The 16,559-nt window shown below is 73.1% G+C and carries 17 protein-coding genes; 14 read left to right on the plus strand and 3 right to left on the minus strand.

From position 1 onward, the window contains the following. Positions 1–15: 15 nt before the first annotated feature. Positions 16–966, plus strand: coding sequence for a LysR family transcriptional regulator (locus QE401_RS03155; RefSeq protein WP_307136811.1), 951 nt, complete (start codon positions 16–18; stop codon positions 964–966). A gap of 45 nt (positions 967–1,011) precedes the next feature. Here QE401_RS03155 and QE401_RS03160 read toward each other — a convergent pair whose 3' ends face one another. Continuing rightward, on the minus strand, positions 1,012–1,725 hold the full coding sequence (locus QE401_RS03160) for an ArsR/SmtB family transcription factor (RefSeq protein ID WP_307136812.1): 714 nt from the start codon (positions 1,723–1,725) through the stop codon (positions 1,012–1,014). 102 nt (positions 1,726–1,827) lie between these two features. Here QE401_RS03160 and QE401_RS03165 point away from each other — a divergent pair, with 102 nt between their 5' ends. The 7 genes from QE401_RS03165 to QE401_RS03195 all read left to right on the plus strand — a co-directional run bounded on the left by QE401_RS03165 (position 1,828) and on the right by QE401_RS03195 (position 7,716). After that, a complete protein-coding gene (locus tag QE401_RS03165; protein ID WP_307136813.1) occupies positions 1,828–2,088 on the plus strand; it encodes a hypothetical protein in 261 nt (86 codons plus the stop codon). Positions 2,089–2,219: 131 nt separating this feature from the next. After that, positions 2,220–2,873: a hydrolase gene (locus QE401_RS03170; RefSeq protein WP_307136814.1), complete on the plus strand. Its 654-nt coding sequence runs from the start codon at positions 2,220–2,222 to the stop codon at positions 2,871–2,873. A 26-nt stretch (positions 2,874–2,899) separates the two neighbouring features. After that, on the plus strand, positions 2,900–3,187 hold the full coding sequence (locus QE401_RS03175; RefSeq protein ID WP_307136815.1) for a DUF1427 family protein: 288 nt from the start codon (positions 2,900–2,902) through the stop codon (positions 3,185–3,187). Next, entirely contained in the window at positions 3,184–5,139 is a 1,956-nt protein-coding gene (locus QE401_RS03180; RefSeq protein ID WP_307136816.1) for an amidohydrolase, read from the plus strand. The genes QE401_RS03175 and QE401_RS03180 overlap by 4 nt, the downstream gene beginning before the upstream one ends. Positions 5,140–5,141: 2 nt before the next feature. After that, positions 5,142–5,531, plus strand: coding sequence for a DoxX family protein (locus QE401_RS03185; protein ID WP_307136817.1), 390 nt, complete (start codon positions 5,142–5,144; stop codon positions 5,529–5,531). Next, a complete protein-coding gene (locus QE401_RS03190) occupies positions 5,521–7,128 on the plus strand; it encodes an MFS transporter (RefSeq protein ID WP_307136818.1) in 1,608 nt (535 codons plus the stop codon). Before QE401_RS03185 ends, QE401_RS03190 begins: the two co-directional genes overlap by 11 nt. Before the next feature lie 192 nt (positions 7,129–7,320). After that, the gene (locus QE401_RS03195; RefSeq protein ID WP_307136819.1) at positions 7,321–7,716 is read left to right on the plus strand and encodes a helix-turn-helix domain-containing protein; all 396 of its coding nucleotides are present in this window, start codon (positions 7,321–7,323) and stop codon (positions 7,714–7,716) included. A gap of 29 nt (positions 7,717–7,745) precedes the next feature. On the opposite strand, the gene QE401_RS03200 is transcribed toward QE401_RS03195, so the two are convergent. After that, the gene (locus QE401_RS03200; protein WP_373461414.1) at positions 7,746–8,483 is read right to left on the minus strand and encodes a lytic transglycosylase domain-containing protein; all 738 of its coding nucleotides are present in this window, start codon (positions 8,481–8,483) and stop codon (positions 7,746–7,748) included. Positions 8,484–8,744: 261 nt separating this feature from the next. Between QE401_RS03200 and QE401_RS03205 the strand changes: the two genes are divergently transcribed. The 4 genes from QE401_RS03205 (at position 8,745) to QE401_RS03220 (ending at position 13,068) form a co-directional block, all read left to right on the plus strand. Continuing rightward, a complete protein-coding gene (locus QE401_RS03205) occupies positions 8,745–10,187 on the plus strand; it encodes a M20 family metallopeptidase (protein WP_307136820.1) in 1,443 nt (480 codons plus the stop codon). Between the two features lie 129 nt (positions 10,188–10,316). Beyond that, positions 10,317–11,921, plus strand: a complete 1,605-nt coding sequence (locus QE401_RS03210; protein ID WP_307136821.1) for an ABC transporter substrate-binding protein — start codon at positions 10,317–10,319, stop codon at positions 11,919–11,921. Between the two features lie 120 nt (positions 11,922–12,041). Beyond that, a complete protein-coding gene (locus QE401_RS03215; protein WP_307136822.1) occupies positions 12,042–12,299 on the plus strand; it encodes a DUF3297 family protein in 258 nt (85 codons plus the stop codon). A 160-nt stretch (positions 12,300–12,459) separates the two neighbouring features. Beyond that, positions 12,460–13,068: a hypothetical protein gene (locus QE401_RS03220; protein WP_307136823.1), complete on the plus strand. Its 609-nt coding sequence runs from the start codon at positions 12,460–12,462 to the stop codon at positions 13,066–13,068. Here the strand turns inward: QE401_RS03220 and QE401_RS03225 are convergent. After that, the gene (locus QE401_RS03225) at positions 13,037–14,137 is read right to left on the minus strand and encodes an NADH:flavin oxidoreductase (protein ID WP_307136824.1); all 1,101 of its coding nucleotides are present in this window, start codon (positions 14,135–14,137) and stop codon (positions 13,037–13,039) included. The two genes, QE401_RS03220 and QE401_RS03225, sit on opposite strands and share 32 nt — an antisense overlap. A 126-nt stretch (positions 14,138–14,263) precedes the next feature. Between QE401_RS03225 and QE401_RS03230 the strand changes: the two genes are divergently transcribed. Continuing rightward, on the plus strand, positions 14,264–14,899 hold the full coding sequence (locus tag QE401_RS03230; protein WP_307136825.1) for a TetR/AcrR family transcriptional regulator: 636 nt from the start codon (positions 14,264–14,266) through the stop codon (positions 14,897–14,899). An 88-nt stretch (positions 14,900–14,987) separates the two neighbouring features. Next, complete coding sequence (gene glpK / locus QE401_RS03235; protein WP_307136826.1) at positions 14,988–16,508, plus strand: glycerol kinase GlpK; 1,521 nt, start codon at positions 14,988–14,990, stop codon at positions 16,506–16,508. Positions 16,509–16,559 lie beyond the last annotated feature (51 nt).

Consider the following 16,559-nt stretch of genomic DNA (forward strand, 5'->3'; position numbering starts at 1 on the left):
ATCCATACGGTCGCCATGCATGAGAAGAATAATCTCAACCCCGCCGATCTGAGCCTGCTGCCGATCCTGGAAGCGCTGATCGAGGAGCGTCATGTCTCGCGGGCGGCCCTGCGGCTGCATCGCTCGCAGCCGGCGGTCAGCCATGCCCTGGCCAGGCTGAGGGACCTGTTCCAGGACCCGCTGCTGGTCCGTGGCGAAGGCGGGCTGCAGCCCACCGCCCGTGCGCTGCAGCTCGCCGAGCCGCTGGGGGAAGCGCTGGCCCTGCTGCGCTCCATGCTCGACCAGCAGCGCTTCGACCCGGCGCAATGCCGCCGCCATATCCGCCTCTCCCTGTCGGATTACGGGGCGGCGATCCTGCTGCCGGAGCTTGTTCCGCGGCTGCGGCACGCCGCGCCGCTGATGGACATCTCGGTCGTGTCCTATGGCAGGGACCGCGCGCTCGCCGCGCTGACCGATGGCGAGATCGAGCTGGCGGTCGGCGTCTACCCCGCTCTGCGGGATGCCTCCCAGGGCGACCTCCGAAGCGCCCTGCTCTTCGAGGAAGACTTCGCCTGCCTGTTCGACGGGGCGGGCGGACAGGGCGCGCTCTCCCTGGGCGAATACCTGGCGCGGCCGCATCTGCGGGTCGCCGTCGCCTGGCAGGATGACAGCGAGGTCGATGACGCGCTGGCGCGCCTCGGCCACAAGCGCCGCGTCGCGGTGCAGATCCCGCATTGGTCCGCTGCGCCGGGCCTCGTCCGGGGAACCGATCTGGTCCTGACCGCGGCACGGCGCAGCATCGAGCCTCTCGGCCAGGCAGGCCTGCGCTGCGGCGATCTGCCATTCCGGCTGAACCGCTTTCCCTTTGTCCAGACATGGCATCGCCGCCGTGACAAGGACGCGCCGCACCGATGGCTGCGGGACGAGATCTCCCGGATCGCCGCGGCGGGGGGGCAGAGCCCGCAGATCGCGTCACCGGCCGGCTGAGCATTAGCGGGGCCCGTCGGCGAGCCGCGCGGCAGCGATGCGCCCTCAGCCCGGGCTGGTGGCCAGGCCGAAGGCGCGGTCCAGCATCCGCGCCCCCGCCGGCGTCACCGCGAGCGCGCGGGTGCCGGGCAGCCGGCGCATCCAGCCCTGGTCGAGGCAGGCGCTGCACAGGGCGGCGCCCAGCGCCCCGGCCAGGTGCGGGCGCCGCTCGCTCCAGTCGAGGCAGGGGCGGCAGAACAGCCGCCCGCGCTTCGCCCTGGCCGCCTGCAGCCCGACGCCGAGCCCTTCCAGGAAGGCCGTTCCGGCCTCGGTCAGCGCGCCGCCATCGGGGGAAAGCTCCAGCTCGCCCCGCGCCACCATGCGCGCGGCCATGCCGACGGCCAGCTCCCCGGCCAGATGGTCGTAGCAGGTGCGGGCGCGGCGCAGCGCGCGGTCGCGCGGGCCCACCGGCAGCGGCTTGCGCGGCTGTGGCGGCGCCGGACGCTCGGCGGCGACCGAGGCGATGCTCTCCAGCATCTGCGCCACCATCGGCGTCGCCAGGCTGTGGTAGCGATGCCGCCCCTGGCGCTGCACCGCCAGCAGCCCGGCGGCGCAGAGCCGCGCCAGATGGCCGCTGGCGGTCTGCGGCGTGATGCCGGCGATGCGCGCCAGCTCCGCCGCCGTCAGGGCGCGGCCATCCATCAGCGCGTCCAGCATGCCGGCGCGGGCGGGGTCGCCCACCAGGGCGGCGATTTCGGCGAAGGCGGCGGTGCTCGGCATGGCGGCAGGATAGACCGGATGCGGCGCGGATGCTTCGGCGCATTCCGAAGCGGCGCGCCGCGCCGGCGCGGCAGGGTGCGGCCATCCCGAAGGAGAGACGCCATGACCGCCGCCACACGCCGCCTGCCCGCCACGCTGCGCGCCCTGCTGCCCGCCCTTCCTGCGCGCCGCGCCGCCGCCCCGCCGGCCGAACGCCGCGGCCCCGCGGGCGAAGGCGCGCTGGCCCGCGCCCTGCGCTGGATCGCCGATCGCGAGCACCTTGCCGAGCTGGAGCCGCGCCTGCTGCGCGATGTCGGCCTGACGGCAGAGGAGCTGCGTCGTGGCACCCCCTTCCCGCCGCCGGACACGCCGCGCCGGCTGTGATCGCGGCCGGCGCGCTTCAGGTCGCAGGCGTGCAAGAAGCGCTGCACCGCATCCGCCATCCTGCGGCGCGTCGCGCCCGCCCACCCCGTGCCGGGACAGGGGCGGCGCCGCCGAACGGAAGGATTGCCCCGATGCCCGCGACCGCCACGCCGACCCCCGGCAAGCTGCTGCTGAGCCCCGCCGACCACACGCTGATCATGATCGACTTCCAGTCGCAGATGGCCTTCGCGACCAACTCGATCGACCCGGTGCAGCTGCGCAACAACGCGGCGCTGGTGGCCAAGGCGGCGGCGGGCTTCGGCGCCTCCACCATCCTGACCACGGTCGCCGAGAAGAGCTTCTCCGGCCCGATGTTCACCGAGGTGACGGAGCCCTTCCCCGGCCAGAAGCTGCTCGACCGCACCTCGATGAACACCTGGGAGGATGCGGCGGTGATCGAGGAGGTCAACCGCATCGGCAAGAGCCGCATCGTGCTGGCCGGGCTGTGGACCTCGGTCTGCATCGTGGGCCCCGCCCTGTCGGCCATCGACCAGGGCTTCGAGGTCTATGTCATTGCGGACGCCTGCGGTGACGTCTCGGACGAGGCGCATGAGCGCGCCATGCAGCGCATGATCCAGGCCGGCGCCCGGCCGATCACCGCGCTGCAATACCTGCTGGAGCTGCAGCGCGACTGGGCGCGCGGCGAGACCTACGACATGACCACCGGCATCGCCAGGCAGCATGGCGGCGGCTACGGCATCGGCATCACCTACGCCAAGACCATGTTCAACGCCCACGAGGGCTGAGCGTCACGCACAGCGCGGAGGCCGCGATGCAGACCTATCTTCTCTCGCTTGGCGCCGGGATCCTGGTGGGCGTGGTCTACAGCCTGCTGAATGTCCGCTCGCCGGCGCCGCCGATGGTCGCGCTGCTCGGCCTCCTCGGCATCCTGCTGGGCGAGCAGCTGCTGCCGGTGGCCAAGCGGCTGCTGGCCGGCCACCCGCCCAGCCTGTCGATGCTGCGCGAGGAATGCGCGCAGCATCTGTTCGGCGCGCTGCCCGCCCGGGCGCCCGCGCCGCGGCAGGACGCCGCCCGGCGCGGCGAAGGGGGTGCGGCATGAGCCGCGCCCTGCCCCGCCGCGACCTCGCCGCGGGCCTGGCCGGCCTCGGCCTCGCCCTTTCCAGCCGGAGTACCGCCATGGCCGCCGATGCCGCCCCCGACATGATCCTGCACAATGGCCGGATCACCACGCTGGACCGCGCCACCCCGGCGCCGCAGGCCGTGGCCATCACCGCCGGGCGCTTCAGCGCGGTGGGCGAGGCGCGCGAGATCCTGCCGACCGCCGGCCCCGCCACGCGCATCGTCGATCTCGGCGGGCGGCGGCTGATCCCCGGCCTGTTCGACAACCACCTGCACATCATCCGCGGCGGGCTGAACTACAATATGGAGCTGCGCTGGGATGGGGTGCGCAGCCTGGCCGATGCCATGGCCATGCTGAAGCGCCAGGCGGCGGAGACGCCGCCGCCGCAATGGGTGCGCATCGTGGGCGGCTTCACCGAGCACCAATTCGTCGAGAAGCGCCTGCCGACGCTGGACGAGATCAACGCCGCCGCCCCCGACACGCCGGTCTTCATCCTGCATCTCTACGATCGCGCGCTGCTGAATGCCGCCGCGCTGCGCGCCGTGGGCTATGACAAGGACACGCCCAACCCGCCGGGCGGCGAGATCCAGCGCGGCCCCGACGGCACGCCGACCGGCCTGCTGCTGGCGAAACCCAACGCCACCATCCTCTACGCCACCCTGGCGCGCGGGCCGAAGCTGCCCTTCGACTACCAGCTGAACTCGACGCGGCATTTCATGCGCGACCTGAACCGGCTCGGCGTCACCAGCGCCATCGATGCCGGCGGCGGCTCGCAGAACTACCCCGAGGATTACGAGGTGATCCGCAAGCTGGCCGAGGATGGCCAGCTGACCCTGCGCCTGGCCTACAATCTGTTCACCCAGAAGCCGCAGCAGGAGAAGGAGGACTTTCTTCGGTGGACGTCTGAGAACAGATACCAGCAGGGCGACGATTATTTCCGCCTGAACGGCGCCGGCGAGATGCTGGTCTACTCCGCCGCGGATTTCGAGGATTTCCGCGTCGAGCGCCCGGACATGCCGCCGCAGATGGAGGCGGAGCTGGAAGGCGTGGTGCGGGTGCTGGTGCAGAATCGCTGGCCCTGGCGGCTGCACGCCACCTATGACGAGACCATCTCCCGCGCCCTCGACGTGTTCGAGAAGGTCGATGCCGAGATGCCGATCGGCGACCTGCACTGGATCTTCGACCATGCGGAGACGGTGAGCGACAAATCGCTGGAGCGCATCGCCCGCCTCGGCGGCGGCGTCGCCGTGCAGCACCGCATGGCCTTCCAGGGCGAGTATTTCGTCGAGCGCTACGGCGCCCGCGCCGCCGAGGCGACGCCGCCGGTCGCCAAGATGCTGGAGATGGGCGTCAAGGTCTCGGCGGGGACGGATGCGACGCGCGTCGCCTCCTACAACCCCTGGGTCGCGCTCTACTGGCTGACCACCGGCCGCACCCTGGGCGGGCTGCGCATCACGCCCGAGCGCAACACGCTGGACCGCGAGACGGCCTTGCGCATGCTGACCGAGAAGGTCACCTGGTTCTCCAACGAGGAAGGCCGCAAGGGCCAGATCATGGTCGGCCAGCTCGCCGATCTCGCCGTGCTGGACCGCGACTATTTCAACGTGCCCGGCGACGAGATCCAGGACATCAGCGCGGTGCTGACCGTGCTGGGCGGCAAGGTGGTCTATGGCACGGGCGACTATGCGCCGCTCGATCCCGGCCTGCCGCCGGCCATGCCGGACTGGTCGCCGGTGCGCCGCTTCGGCGGCTACCAGCAGCGCCGGGCGGAGGCGCCGCGCAGGGGCGGGTTCGCGTCGCTGGCCGCCTGCTGCGCCACCTCCTGCGGCGTGCATGGCCATGACCATGCGCGCGCCTGGGGCGCCGCCACCCCGGCCGGGCAGGATGCCGGCTTCTGGGGGGCGCTCGGCTGCTCCTGCTGGGCCTTCTGAGCATGGCCCGCTGGAACCCCGCCCTGCTCTGGCTCGGCCTGCTCGGCCTCTGCGCCGCCTATCTGCAGGGCGGGCTGAACAAGCTGCTCGATTTCAACGGCGCGGTCGCCGAGGCCACGCATTTCGGCCTGCCTTTGCCGGTGGTGACGGCGGCGCTGACCATCGCGCTGGAGCTCGCTGCCAGCGCGATGATCCTGAGCGGCCGGCTGCGCTGGCTGGGCGCGCTGGCGCTCTGCCTCTTCACCCTGGCGGCGACCTTCATCGCCAATCGCTACTGGACACTGCCGCCGGGGCAGGAGCGCTTCATGATGGCCAATGCCTTCTACGAGCATCTGGGCCTGGCCGGCGCCTTCCTGCTGGTCTTCGCCTGGGACCGTGGCCATGAGCGGTAAGCAAGCCCCGGCGCAGCAGGCCACTGGCGGCAGCTTCGCGCCGCTGGCCCAGCCGGTCTTCGCCCTGCTCTGGGCGGCGACCATCATCGGCAATATCGGCAGCTTCATGCGCGACGTCGCCAGCGCCTGGCTGGTGACCGAGCTGGCCGCCGGCCCCGCCGCCGTGGCGCTGATCCAGGCGGCGGCCACCCTGCCGGTCTTCCTGCTGGCGATCCCGGCCGGGGTGCTGTCCGACATCCTCGACCGCCGGCGCTTCCTGATCGGCGTGCAGGTGATGCTGGGGCTGGTCAGCCTGGCGCTGCTGCTGCTGGCGCAATCGGGGCAGATCTCGGTCGCGGCGCTGGCCGGGCTGACCTTCCTGGGCGGCGTCGGCGCCGCGCTGGCCGCGCCCACCTGGCAGGCCATCGTGCCGGAGCTGGTGCCGCCGCGCGACCTGCGCAACGCCGTGGCGCTGAACTCGCTCGGCATCAACATCGCCCGCGCCATCGGCCCGGCCGCCGGCGGGCTGCTGCTGGCCAGCTTCGGCGCCGTCGCCACCTATGGCGCCGATGTCGCCAGCTATGTCGTGGTGATCGGCGCGCTGCTGCTCTGGCGCCGCCCCGCCTCGGCCGAGGACCCGCTGTCGGAGCGGTTCGCCGGCGCCTTCCGCGCGGGTCTGCGCTATGCCCGCGCCAGCCGCGAGCTGCACCGCGTGCTGCTGCGCGCCGCGCTGTTCTTCCTGCTGGCCAGCGCCGTCTGGGCGCTGCTGCCGCTGGTGGCGCGCCAGCTGCTGGGCGGCGATGCCGGTTTCTACGGGCTGCTGCTGGGCGCGGTCGGCGCCGGCGCCATCCTGGGCGCGCTGCTGCTGCCGCGGCTGCGGCCGCATCTCTCGGCCGATGGGCTGCTGCTGCTCTCGGCGCTGCTGAGTGCCGCGGTGATGGCGGTGCTGGCGCTCGCCCCGCCGCGCGCCGTGGCGCTCGGCGTGCTGCTGCTGCTCGGCATCGCCTGGATCATCGCGCTGACCACGCTGAACGGCACGGCGCAGGCCATCCTGCCCAACTGGGTGCGCGGCCGGGCGCTGGCCGTCTACCTCACCGTGTTCAACGGCGCGATGACGGCGGGCAGCCTGGCCTGGGGTGCCGTCGCCGAGGGCATCGGCGTGCCGGCCACGCTGCTGGTGGCGGCGCTGGCGCTGGCGCTCTCCTCCACCCTGCTGCACCGGCTGAAGCTGCCGCGCGGCGAGGCCGATCTTGCCCCCTCCAACCACTGGCCGGAGCCGCTGCTGGCCGCGCCGGTGGAGCAGGATCGCGGCCCGGTCATGATCCTGATCGAATACGACGTGCCGCCGGAGCTACGGCGGGACTTCCTGGCCGCGGTGCACCGCCTCTCCGACGCAAGGCGGCGCGACGGCGCCTACAACTGGGGCGTCACCGAGGATTCGGCCGAGCCGCGCCGCATGGTCGAATGGTTCATGGTGGAATCCTGGGCCGAGCATCTGCGCCAGCATCGCCGCGTCTCGCAGACCGACGCCGATCTGCAGGCGGAGCTGCGGCGCTTCCATGCGGGCGAGGCGCCGCCGCGCGTGCAGCACCTGCTGGCCTGCGGGCCGAAGGGCTGAAGGATTGAGGGGGCTTTGCCCCCTCAATCTCCCCCGGCGGGGGCCCCGGGCAATGAGGGGGTCCCCTGCACCGCCTTCGGTTGGCGCCGCGCGCTTCACGCGAATTCACAGCGATTCACTCGCGCCGGGCGGGTCCGCCGGGGAAGCTTGGCCATGGCGCCAACAGGGCGCCCCCAGCAGGAGCATCGCCCCATGCCCCGGCCCATCGACGCCGAACCCACCTCCAGCCCCGGCGGGCTGGCCCCCTGGCAGGTCGCCCGGATCACCCGCCATATCGACGGCCATCTGGCCGAGCCGCTCAGCGTCGCCGGCCTGGCCGCGCTGCTCGGCCTCAGCGCCGGCTATTTCTCGCGCGCCTTCCGCGCCAGCACGGCGATGCCGCCGCACGCCTATATCCTGGCCCGCCGCCTGGCCCGCGCCCGCGCCATGATGCTGGCGACGCCGCGCGGCCTGTCGCAGATCGCCCTCGATTGCGGCTTCTGCGACCAGCCGCATCTGACCCGCCGCTTCCGCCGCGCCCATGGCATGAGCCCCGCCGCCTGGCGCCGCAGCCAGGAGGAGGGCGCGGCGCTGCCGCTGGCCGCCTGAGCGGCCCGCGCCGGCGCTGGCAGACGGTGCTAGCAGACATAGCCCGCCGGGCAGGCGGGCGCCGCCCAGGCGCCGACCACCGGCCCGCCGCCCTCATAGGCGCGGTCCAGCGGGCTGGCGGGCCGGGCGGCCATGGCATAGCCCGCCGGCGCGGCGGCGGCGTAGCCGATGCGCGGCGCGATGCGGGCGACATAATTCTCCGTCTCGTCCGGCAGGATCTGCGCGCCGGAGAGGTAGTTCGCCACCCGGTCCGGCCCGGCATTGTAGGCCGCCAGGAACAGCGGCGCGCCGAAGCGGTCATACATGGCGCGCAGATAGGCGGTGCCGGCCAGGATGTTGTCGCGCGGCTCATAGGGATCGGGGCCGAGGCCGAGCGAGGGGCGCAGCCGGTCATAGGTCGCCGGCATCACCTGCATCAGCCCCATCGCCCCGGCCGGCGAGGTGATCGGCAGCCCGTCCGAACCATAGAGGCGGAAGCCGCTCTCCTGCCGCATCACCTCCCGCACCCAGGGCTCGGGCACGGCGAAACGGGCGGCGGCCTCGCGGATATAGGGACCCCAGGGGTCGTCGGGCGGGCCGGGCACGCTGTAGACCGGGCTGGCGAGCGCCCGATAGGCGCCGGCCTCGGCCCGGTTGGCGGCCGGGTCATAGCCATAGTCGCCAAGCCCGTCATAGCCGCGCCGCCCATCCCAGGCGACCGGCCCGGGACCGCCACAGGCGGCGAGCAGCGGCAGCAGGGCCAGAAACGCGGCCAGGCGCAGGCGCATCGTGACATCCCCCATCATGTCCCCGGCGCCCCGGATAGCGCGGCCGCGCTGGGACGGCCAGCCTGGCGTGCCGGGCCGCGGCCCGGCACTGGAACTCCTTGCGCAGGCGGAGCGGCCAGCCCGCGCGGTTGCGGGACCGGTGCGAGGGTCCTAAGCAGGCGCTGTCCCGGCCTGCTCTTTCCCCTTCTCCCTGCCCCCTTCTCCCTGCCCCCTTCTCCCTGCCCCCTTCTCCCTGCCCCCTTCTCCCTGCGAGGTTCCGGCATGCGCAACGATCCGCTTTCCCTCACCACCCTGTCCGAGGCGGTGGAGCGCAAGAGCCCGGCCTTCACCGCCATGTCCGACCGCATCTGGGGCCATGCCGAGCTGCGCTTCGCCGAGCACAAATCGGTCGAGGAGCAGATCGCGCTGCTGGAGGCGGAGGGCTTCCGCATCACCCGCAATGTCGGCGGCATCCCGACCGCCTTCATGGCCGAGGCTGGCTCCGGCGGCCCGGTGATCGGCTTCCTGGGCGAGTTCGACGCGCTGGCGGGGCTCAGCCAGGAGGCCGGCATCGCCGAGCCGCGCGCCATCACCCCGGGCGCCACGGGGCATGGCTGCGGCCACAATCTGCTGGGCGCCGGCGCCATGCTGGCCGCGGTTGCCGCGCGCGACGAGCTGGCCGCCAACAACCTCTCCGGCACGGTGCGCTATTATGGCTGCCCCGGCGAGGAAGGCGGCTCCGGCAAGACCTTCATGGCGCGCGAAGGCGCCTTCGACGACATCGATGCGGCGGTGTCCTGGCATCCGGGCGTGGTCAGCAGCGTGAACTCGCAGCGCAGCATGGCCAATTTCCAGGTCTATTTCCGGTTCAAGGGCCGCGCCTCGCACGCCGCCGGCTCGCCCTGGCTGGGCCGCTCGGCGCTGGACGCCGTCGAGATCATGAATGTCGGCGTCAACTACCTGCGCGAGCACATGCCGCTGGATTGCCGCGTGCACTACGCCATCACCAATTCCGGCGGCAATTCGCCCAATGTGGTGCAGGCCGATGCCGAGGTGCTCTACCTGATCCGCGGCCCCAAGGTGCGCGACGCCCAGGCGCTGTTCGAGCGTGTGAAGGCCTGCGCCGAGGGCGCCGCCATCATGACCGGCACGACCATGTCGATGGAGATCGACAAGGCCTGCTCCGACACCATCCCGAACACGGCGCTGGAGATGCGCATGTTCGAGAATCTTTCCCGGCTTGGCGCCCCCGCCTTCGACGAGGCCGACCGCGCTTTCGCGGCCGAACTCCGGAAAAGCCTGTCGGAGGAGGACATCGCCGACAGCCTGCGCAGCTTCGGCGCGCCGGAGGCACTGGGAGCCGCGCCGCTGCATGAGGGCGTGCTGCCCTTCGACGGCACCTCGCTGCCCGGCAATGGCTCGACCGATGTCGGCGATGTCAGCCAGATCGTGCCGGTGGTGCAGTGCTGGGGCGCCACCTGGGCGATCGGCACGCCCTTCCACACCTGGCAGGCGGTCGCCCAGGGCAAGAGCCCGCACGCCCACAAGGGCATGGTGCAGGCGGCCAAGGCGATGGCGGCCACCGCCCTCGACGCCTTCCGCGACCCGGAGCTGCTGGCCCGTGCCAAGGCCGAGCTGGCGAGCCGCACCGGCGGCCGCGCCTATGCCTGCCCGATCCCGGCCGAGGTGCTGGCGCCGCCGCTGCGCGCCCCCCGCCAGGCCTGATTTTTTTCAGTGGCGGGCCGCGCTGCGGCCCGCCGCGAACCACCGCACCGCATCGCGCCGGCGCAGCCGGCGCGCGTTTCCCCGGCAAGAGGCAAAGCCCGGCCGGGACGCCAGACTGAAGGAACCGCCATGTCCCGCACCCTCCCGCCGCGCGGCCCCGCCGCGCGCGTCGCCCCGCCTGTTGCCGCCGCGCTGGCGATGCTGGCCCTCGCCGCCCCGGCCGCGGCGCAGAACCTTACCTTCGGCGTCGGCTCGCAGGTCACCTCGATGGACCCGCACTACCACAACCTGACGCCGAACAGCGCCGTCGCCGGCATGATCTTCGGCACGCTGGTGCAGACCGATGGCCGCGCCCGGCTGCAGCCCGGCCTGGCGGAATCCTGGCGCGCGGTGGACGACACCACCTGGGAATTCCGCCTGCGCGAGGGCGTGCGCTTCCATGACGGCCGGCCGATGACGGCCGAGGATGTGGCCTTCACCCTGGCCCGCGTGCCGAATGTGCCGAACTCGCCCTCCTCCTTCGCGCAATTCGTGCGTGCGGTGAAGCAGGTGGAGATCCTCGACGCCCGCACCCTGCGGCTGCACACCGACGGCCCCTACCCGCTGCTGCCGAACGACCTGTCCAGCGTGATGATGCTGCAGCACGAGACGCATCGCGACGTGACGACGGAGGCCTTCAACAGCGGCGCCGCCGCCATCGGCACCGGGCCGTTCCGCCTCGTCTCCTACCGCCATGGCGACCGCATCGAGCTGGAGCGCAACGACGCCTATTGGGGCCCGAATCCGCATTGGCAGCGCGTCACCTACCGCATGGTCACCAGCGACGCGGCGCGCAGCTCGGCGCTGCTGGCGGGCGATGTCGACATCATCGACCAGGTGCCCACCAGCGATCTGCGGCGCCTGCGCGCCGACAGCCGGCTGCGGGTGCAGGAGACGGTCGGGCTGCGGCTGATCTACCTGGCGCTGGACCATGCCAGCGAGGGCGATTCGCCCTTCGTCACCGGCCCGGACGGCCAGAAGCTCGGCCGCAATCCGCTGCGCGACGCCCGCGTCCGCCGCGCTTTGTCGCTGGCCATGGACCGCGAGGCGATCGCGGCGCGGCTGATGGAGGATGCCTCGGTGCCGACCGGGCAGATCATGGCCGAGGGCACCTTCGGTTATGTGCCCGACCTGCCGGCGCCGCGCGCCGATGCCGAGGCGGCGAAGCGCCTGCTGGCCGAGGCCGGCTATCCGAACGGCTTCCGCATGACGCTGCACGGGCCGAGCGACCGCTACATGAACGATGCCCGCATCATCCAGGCGGTCGGCCAGATGTGGACCCGCATCGGCGTGCGCACCCAGGTGGAGGCGCAGCCCTTCACCACCTTCATCGCCCGCGCCGGGCGCGGCGAGACCAGCGCGCATCTGATGGGGCTGGCGGCGACCAGCGGCGAGGCCTCCACCATGCTGCGCGCGCTGGTGGCGACGCAGAGCCGCGAGGCCGGCACCGGCGCCTCGAACCGCGGCCGCTATTCCAACCCGGCGCTGGATGCCGAGCTGGCCACGGCGATGCGCACCCTGGATGACGGCCAGCGCGAGGCGATGCTGCAGCAGGTGACGCGGCGCGCCATCGAGGACCAGGCGCTGATCCCGGTGCATATCCAGAAGAATGCCTGGGCGATGCGCCGCGACCTGACCATCGACGCCCGCGCCGATGAGTACACCCGCGCCCAGGATGTCCGCCCGGCCGAGTGAGGCGGGGCGCCAGGGGGGACGCTGTAGGGGGCCGCTGGAGCGGCCGTCATTTGGAAAGCCGGGCGGGATTGAGTATCAACCCCGCCCGGCCCATTGGCTTTTTTTGTTAAGGCATCCGCGATGAGCGACACCCCGCCCGACCGCCTCTCCTCCAACCCCAAGAGCCCGTTCTACGACGCCGCCCTGCTGGAGCGCGGCATCGGCGTGCGCTTCAAGGGCGTCGAGAAGAACAATGTCGACGAATACTGCGTCAGCGAGGGCTGGGTGCGGCTGACCGTCGGCAGCACGCTGGACCGCAAGGGCAACCCGATGACCATCAAGCTGCAGGGCACGGTCGAGCCCTATTTCCGCGACCAGGCCGGCAGCGCCGAGGGCTGATCCGGGCCGGGCGGCGGCGCGCGGCCGGGCCGGCGGCGAAGATGACGCCGTTGAAACCGATCCTGCCGCGATCTTGCGTCGTCAGGACGGCATGGTGGCCCTATGCTGCGCCGGCCGCCCAGGTGGCGGCCATGCCCGGACCCGAAGGAAGCCCCCACCCTTGAATCTGTCCCGCGCCCAGGTGCAGGCCGCGCAGGCGAATGGCCGCCAGTTCCTCCCCGCCGATCCCGCCCAGGTGGCGCGGCTGAGCATGCAGCGACGGATCTTCTGGGTGGAAGGCCGGCCCTGCCTGGCGCAGCGCGAGGATGGCTTCCTGGAGACGGCGGCGACGCTGGAACAGTTCCTGGAGGAGGTCGCGCCCGGCGCGGCCACGGCGCCGGACGCGCCGCAGGCGGTGCCGGAGCCGCCCCTGGCCGCCCCGGCCAGCGAACCCGCCGCCGCGGCGGACATGGCGGCGGAGCCCGATATCGCGCCCGCGGCCGAGGCCACCATCGCCCCCGCGGCCGAAGCCGCCATCGAACCCCTGGCCCTGCCCGCCGCCGGGCTGCCCGCTTCCCTGCCGCCAGGGCTGCCGCCGGCCAGCCGCTCCGCCCTGGCCGAGACGGCGGCGCTGGCCGCCGCCTATGCCGCCCGCGCCCAGCTGCCCTGGCAGGAGCTGCCGGAGCTGATCCGCCAGGTGCATCAGGGCCTGGCGCGGCTGCGGCCGGCGGCGGCGCTGCCGGCCGCCGGCCCGGCCCTCACACCAGCTCGGCGAGGGCGGCGCGGCTGAAGCTGCGCAGCTCGTCGCGGCGGCCTTCGCGCACCTTGCGCACCCAGTCGGCATCGCTGATCAGCGCCCGGCCCACCGCCACCAGGTCGAAATCGCCGCGCCCATAGCGGCGCAGCAGCTCGTCCAGCGAGGCGGGGCTCGAGGTCTCGCCGCCAAAGGCCGCGATGAACTCGCCCGACAGCCCGACCGAGCCCACGGTGATGGTGGCGCGCCCGGTCAGCTTCTTGGCCCAGCCGGCGAAGTTCAGGTCGGAGCCCTCGAACTCCGCCTCCCAGAAGCGGCGCTGCGAGCAGTGGAAGATGTCCACGCCCGCCTCGGCCAGCGGGCCCAGCCAGGCCTCCATCTCGGCCGGGCTCTCCGCCAGCCGGGCGGAGAAATCCTGCTGCTTCCACTGCGACAGGCGCAGGATGATGACGAAATCCTCGCCCACCGCCTGGCGCACGGCGCGCACCACGGCGACCGCGAAGCGGCTGCGCTCGGCGATGGTGGCACCCCCCCAGCGATCGGTGCGGGTGTTGGTGCCGGACCAGAAGAACTGGTCGATCAGATAGCCATGCGCGCCATGCAGCTCGATGGCGTCGAAGCCGGCCGCCTTGGCATCCGCCGCGGCGCGGGCGAAAGCGGCGATGGTCGCCTCGATATCCGCCTCGCTCATCGCGACGCCGACCTGCTCGCCCGGCGCGCGCAGGCCGGAGGGGCCCTCCTGCGGCGCCGGCGCCACCCAGCCGGAGGCGTGCGGGCCGATCGCGCCCATATGCCAGAGCTGCGGCGCGATGCGCCCGCCGGCGCCATGCACCGCCTGCACGGCGCGGCGCCAGCCGGCCAGCGCGGCCTCGCCATGGAAGTGCGGCACGGCGGGCTCGTTGGAGGAGGCGGGACGGTCGATCACCGTGCCCTCGGTCAGGATCAGCCCGACCTCGCCCTCGGCGCGGCGCTGGTAGTAGCGCGCCACATCCTCGCCCGGCACGCCGCCGGGGGAGAAGGAGCGGGTCATCGGCGCCATGACGATGCGGTTCTTCAGCCGCAGCGATTTCAGGGCGAAGGGCTGAAAGAGGGTGTCGAGGCTCATGCGGGATCCTGTCATGCCGCGCGGCGAGGGGGCCCGGCGGCGGCGCTGCGGGAGGAAGGGCTTTCTAGAACGCCCGATATAGAAATCGGATAAAGCCATGGCGCCGGGCCTGTCAAGGATTCTATAATGACCGGTATGGAAAGCCCCTCGCCCCCTGCCCGGCGCGGCCGACCGCCCGGCTTCGACCGCGCCGAGGCGCTGCGCCGCGCTCTGCTGCTCTTCTGGGAGAAGGGCTATGAGGCCGCGACCATGGCGCAGCTGCGCCAGGCCATGGGGGGGCTCTGCGCGCCCAGCCTCTACGCCGCCTTCGGCTCGAAGGAGCAGCTGTTCCGCGCCGCGCTCGACCTCTACCAGCAGGAGGCCTGCGCCTGGTCCGGCGCCGCGCTGCAGCAGCCGACGGCGCGGCAGGCGGTGCAGGCGCTGCTGGAGCAGGCCGCGCTGCACTACAGCACCGAGGGGCAGCCGGCCGGCTGCCTGCTCGACCTGGCGCTGGCCGGCCATTCGGCGGAGACGGCGCCGATCGCCGCGCTGCTGCGGGAGCGGCGCCTGGCGGGGCAGGAAGCCCTGCGCGCCCGGCTGGCCGCCGGCCAGGCGGCGGGGGAGCTGCCGCCGGGCGCCGATCTGGACGCCATGGCCGGCTTCTACCGCGCCGTGCTGGTGGGGCTGTCCTCCCAGGCGCAGGATGGCGCCTCGCGCCAGCAGCTGCTGGCCATCGCCGCCGCCGCGATGCGCGCCTGGGACGGGTGGGCCAACCCGGCCTAGCCAGCCCTCCCCCGAGCGGGGGCCCCTTCCCTCGCCCCTCCGGCTGCGGCAGCCTGCGCGGCCCTTCCGGATGGAGTTGCTTCTGCCGATGGCCAGCGCCGGCGCGATCCTCGCCCTCGACCAGGGCACCACCTCGACCCGCTCCATGCTGTTCCGCCCGCCCGGGCTGCAGCCCATCGGCCTGGCGCAGCAGGAGATCGCCCAGCACTACCCCGCCCCGGGCTGGGTCGAGCACGATCCGGAGGAGATCTGGCGGAGCGCCCTGGCCACGATGCGCCAGGCGATCGCCGGGGCCGGGCTGGAGGCCTCCGACATCGCCGCCATCGGCATCGCCAACCAGCGCGAGACGGTGCTGCTGTGGGACCGCGCGACCGGCCGGCCGCTGCACCGCGCCATCGTCTGGCAGGACCGCCGCACTGCCCCCGCCTGCGCCCGGCTGCGGCAGGAAGGGCATGGCGCCGCGGTCGAGGCCCGCACCGGCCTGCTGATCGACCCCTATTTTTCCGCGACGAAACTGGCCTGGCTGCTGAAAGAAATTCCCGGCGCCCGCGCCGCGGCGGAGCGCGGCGCGCTGGCCTTCGGCACCGTCGACAGCTGGCTGCTCTGGCGGCTGACCGGCGGCCGCGTGCATGCGACGGATGCCACCAACGCCGCGCGCACGCTGCTGTTCGACATCCATCGCGGCGAATGGGATGCGGAGATGCTGGCGCTGTTCGGCATCCCCGAGGCATTGCTGCCGGAGGTGCGCGACTGCGCCGCCGAATTCGGCACCACCGACCCGGCGCTGCTCGGCGCCGCCATCCCGGTGCGCGGCATCGCCGGCGACCAGCAGGCGGCGACCATCGGCCAGGCCTGCTTCGCCCCCGGCATGGCCAAGGTCACCTATGGCACCGGCGCCTTCGCCCTGCTGCACACCGGCGATCGCCCGGTGCGCTCGCGCAACCGGCTGCTGACCACCATCGCCTGCCAGCTCGGCGGCCACCGGACCTATGCGCTGGAGGGCGCCATCTTCATCGCCGGCGCCGCCGTGCAATGGCTGCGCGACGGGCTCGGCCTGATCCGCGAGGCGAAGGAGAGCGGCAGCCTCGCCGCCGGCTCCGACCCGGGCCGGCGGCTCTATCTGGTGCCGGCCTTTGTCGGCCTCGGCGTGCCGCATTGGGATGCCGAGGCGCGCGGCGCCATCTTCGGCCTGACCCGCGATTCCGGCCCCGCCGATTTCGCCCGCGCCGCGCTGGAAAGCGTCGCCTTCCAGACCCGCGACCTGATGGAGGCGATGCAGCGCGACCTGGCGGCGGAGCGCCACGCGGCGCAGGCCGAGGCGCCGGTGCTGCGCGTCGATGGCGGCATGACCGCCTCCGACTGGACCATGCAGGCGCTGGCCGATCTGCTGGACCGCCCGGTGGACCGGCCGCAGGTGGCCGAGACGACGGCGCTCGGCGCCGCCTATCTGGCCGGGCTGCAATCCGGCCTCTGCCCGGAACCGGCGGAATTCGCCCGCTTCTGGCAGCTGCAGCGCCGCTTCACCCCGTCCCTGCCGGCGGCGGAGCGCGAGGCCGCCTATGCGGGCTGGTGCGATGCGGTGCGCCGCACCCTCTCCCGCCCCGGCTGAGACGTGGCCAATGGGGCCGCATCGGCCGCAGCGCGACGGCGGGCACAGGCA

Origin of the sequence: Pseudoroseomonas cervicalis, assembly GCF_030818485.1 — a bacterium.
Classification (GTDB): domain Bacteria; phylum Pseudomonadota; class Alphaproteobacteria; order Acetobacterales; family Acetobacteraceae; genus Pseudoroseomonas; species Pseudoroseomonas cervicalis_A.

What these genes read in the sequence shown, in the direction of transcription:
- QE401_RS03155 (WP_307136811.1), top strand. Translation starts at nt 16, where the DNA reads ATGCATGAGAAGAATAATCTCAACCCCGCCGATCTGAGCCTGCTGCCG.
- QE401_RS03160 (WP_307136812.1), bottom strand. Translation starts at nt 1,725, where the DNA reads ATGCCGAGCACCGCCGCCTTCGCCGAAATCGCCGCCCTGGTGGGCGAC.
- QE401_RS03165 (WP_307136813.1), top strand. Translation starts at nt 1,828, where the DNA reads ATGACCGCCGCCACACGCCGCCTGCCCGCCACGCTGCGCGCCCTGCTG.
- QE401_RS03170 (WP_307136814.1), top strand. Translation starts at nt 2,220, where the DNA reads ATGCCCGCGACCGCCACGCCGACCCCCGGCAAGCTGCTGCTGAGCCCC.
- QE401_RS03175 (WP_307136815.1), top strand. Translation starts at nt 2,900, where the DNA reads ATGCAGACCTATCTTCTCTCGCTTGGCGCCGGGATCCTGGTGGGCGTG.
- QE401_RS03180 (WP_307136816.1), top strand. Translation starts at nt 3,184, where the DNA reads ATGAGCCGCGCCCTGCCCCGCCGCGACCTCGCCGCGGGCCTGGCCGGC.
- QE401_RS03185 (WP_307136817.1), top strand. Translation starts at nt 5,142, where the DNA reads ATGGCCCGCTGGAACCCCGCCCTGCTCTGGCTCGGCCTGCTCGGCCTC.
- QE401_RS03190 (WP_307136818.1), top strand. Translation starts at nt 5,521, where the DNA reads ATGAGCGGTAAGCAAGCCCCGGCGCAGCAGGCCACTGGCGGCAGCTTC.
- QE401_RS03195 (WP_307136819.1), top strand. Translation starts at nt 7,321, where the DNA reads ATGCCCCGGCCCATCGACGCCGAACCCACCTCCAGCCCCGGCGGGCTG.
- QE401_RS03200 (WP_373461414.1), bottom strand. Translation starts at nt 8,483, where the DNA reads ATGCGCCTGCGCCTGGCCGCGTTTCTGGCCCTGCTGCCGCTGCTCGCC.
- QE401_RS03205 (WP_307136820.1), top strand. Translation starts at nt 8,745, where the DNA reads ATGCGCAACGATCCGCTTTCCCTCACCACCCTGTCCGAGGCGGTGGAG.
- QE401_RS03210 (WP_307136821.1), top strand. Translation starts at nt 10,317, where the DNA reads ATGTCCCGCACCCTCCCGCCGCGCGGCCCCGCCGCGCGCGTCGCCCCG.
- QE401_RS03215 (WP_307136822.1), top strand. Translation starts at nt 12,042, where the DNA reads ATGAGCGACACCCCGCCCGACCGCCTCTCCTCCAACCCCAAGAGCCCG.
- QE401_RS03225 (WP_307136824.1), bottom strand. Translation starts at nt 14,137, where the DNA reads ATGAGCCTCGACACCCTCTTTCAGCCCTTCGCCCTGAAATCGCTGCGG.
- QE401_RS03230 (WP_307136825.1), top strand. Translation starts at nt 14,264, where the DNA reads ATGACCGGTATGGAAAGCCCCTCGCCCCCTGCCCGGCGCGGCCGACCG.
- glpK (WP_307136826.1), top strand. Translation starts at nt 14,988, where the DNA reads ATGGCCAGCGCCGGCGCGATCCTCGCCCTCGACCAGGGCACCACCTCG.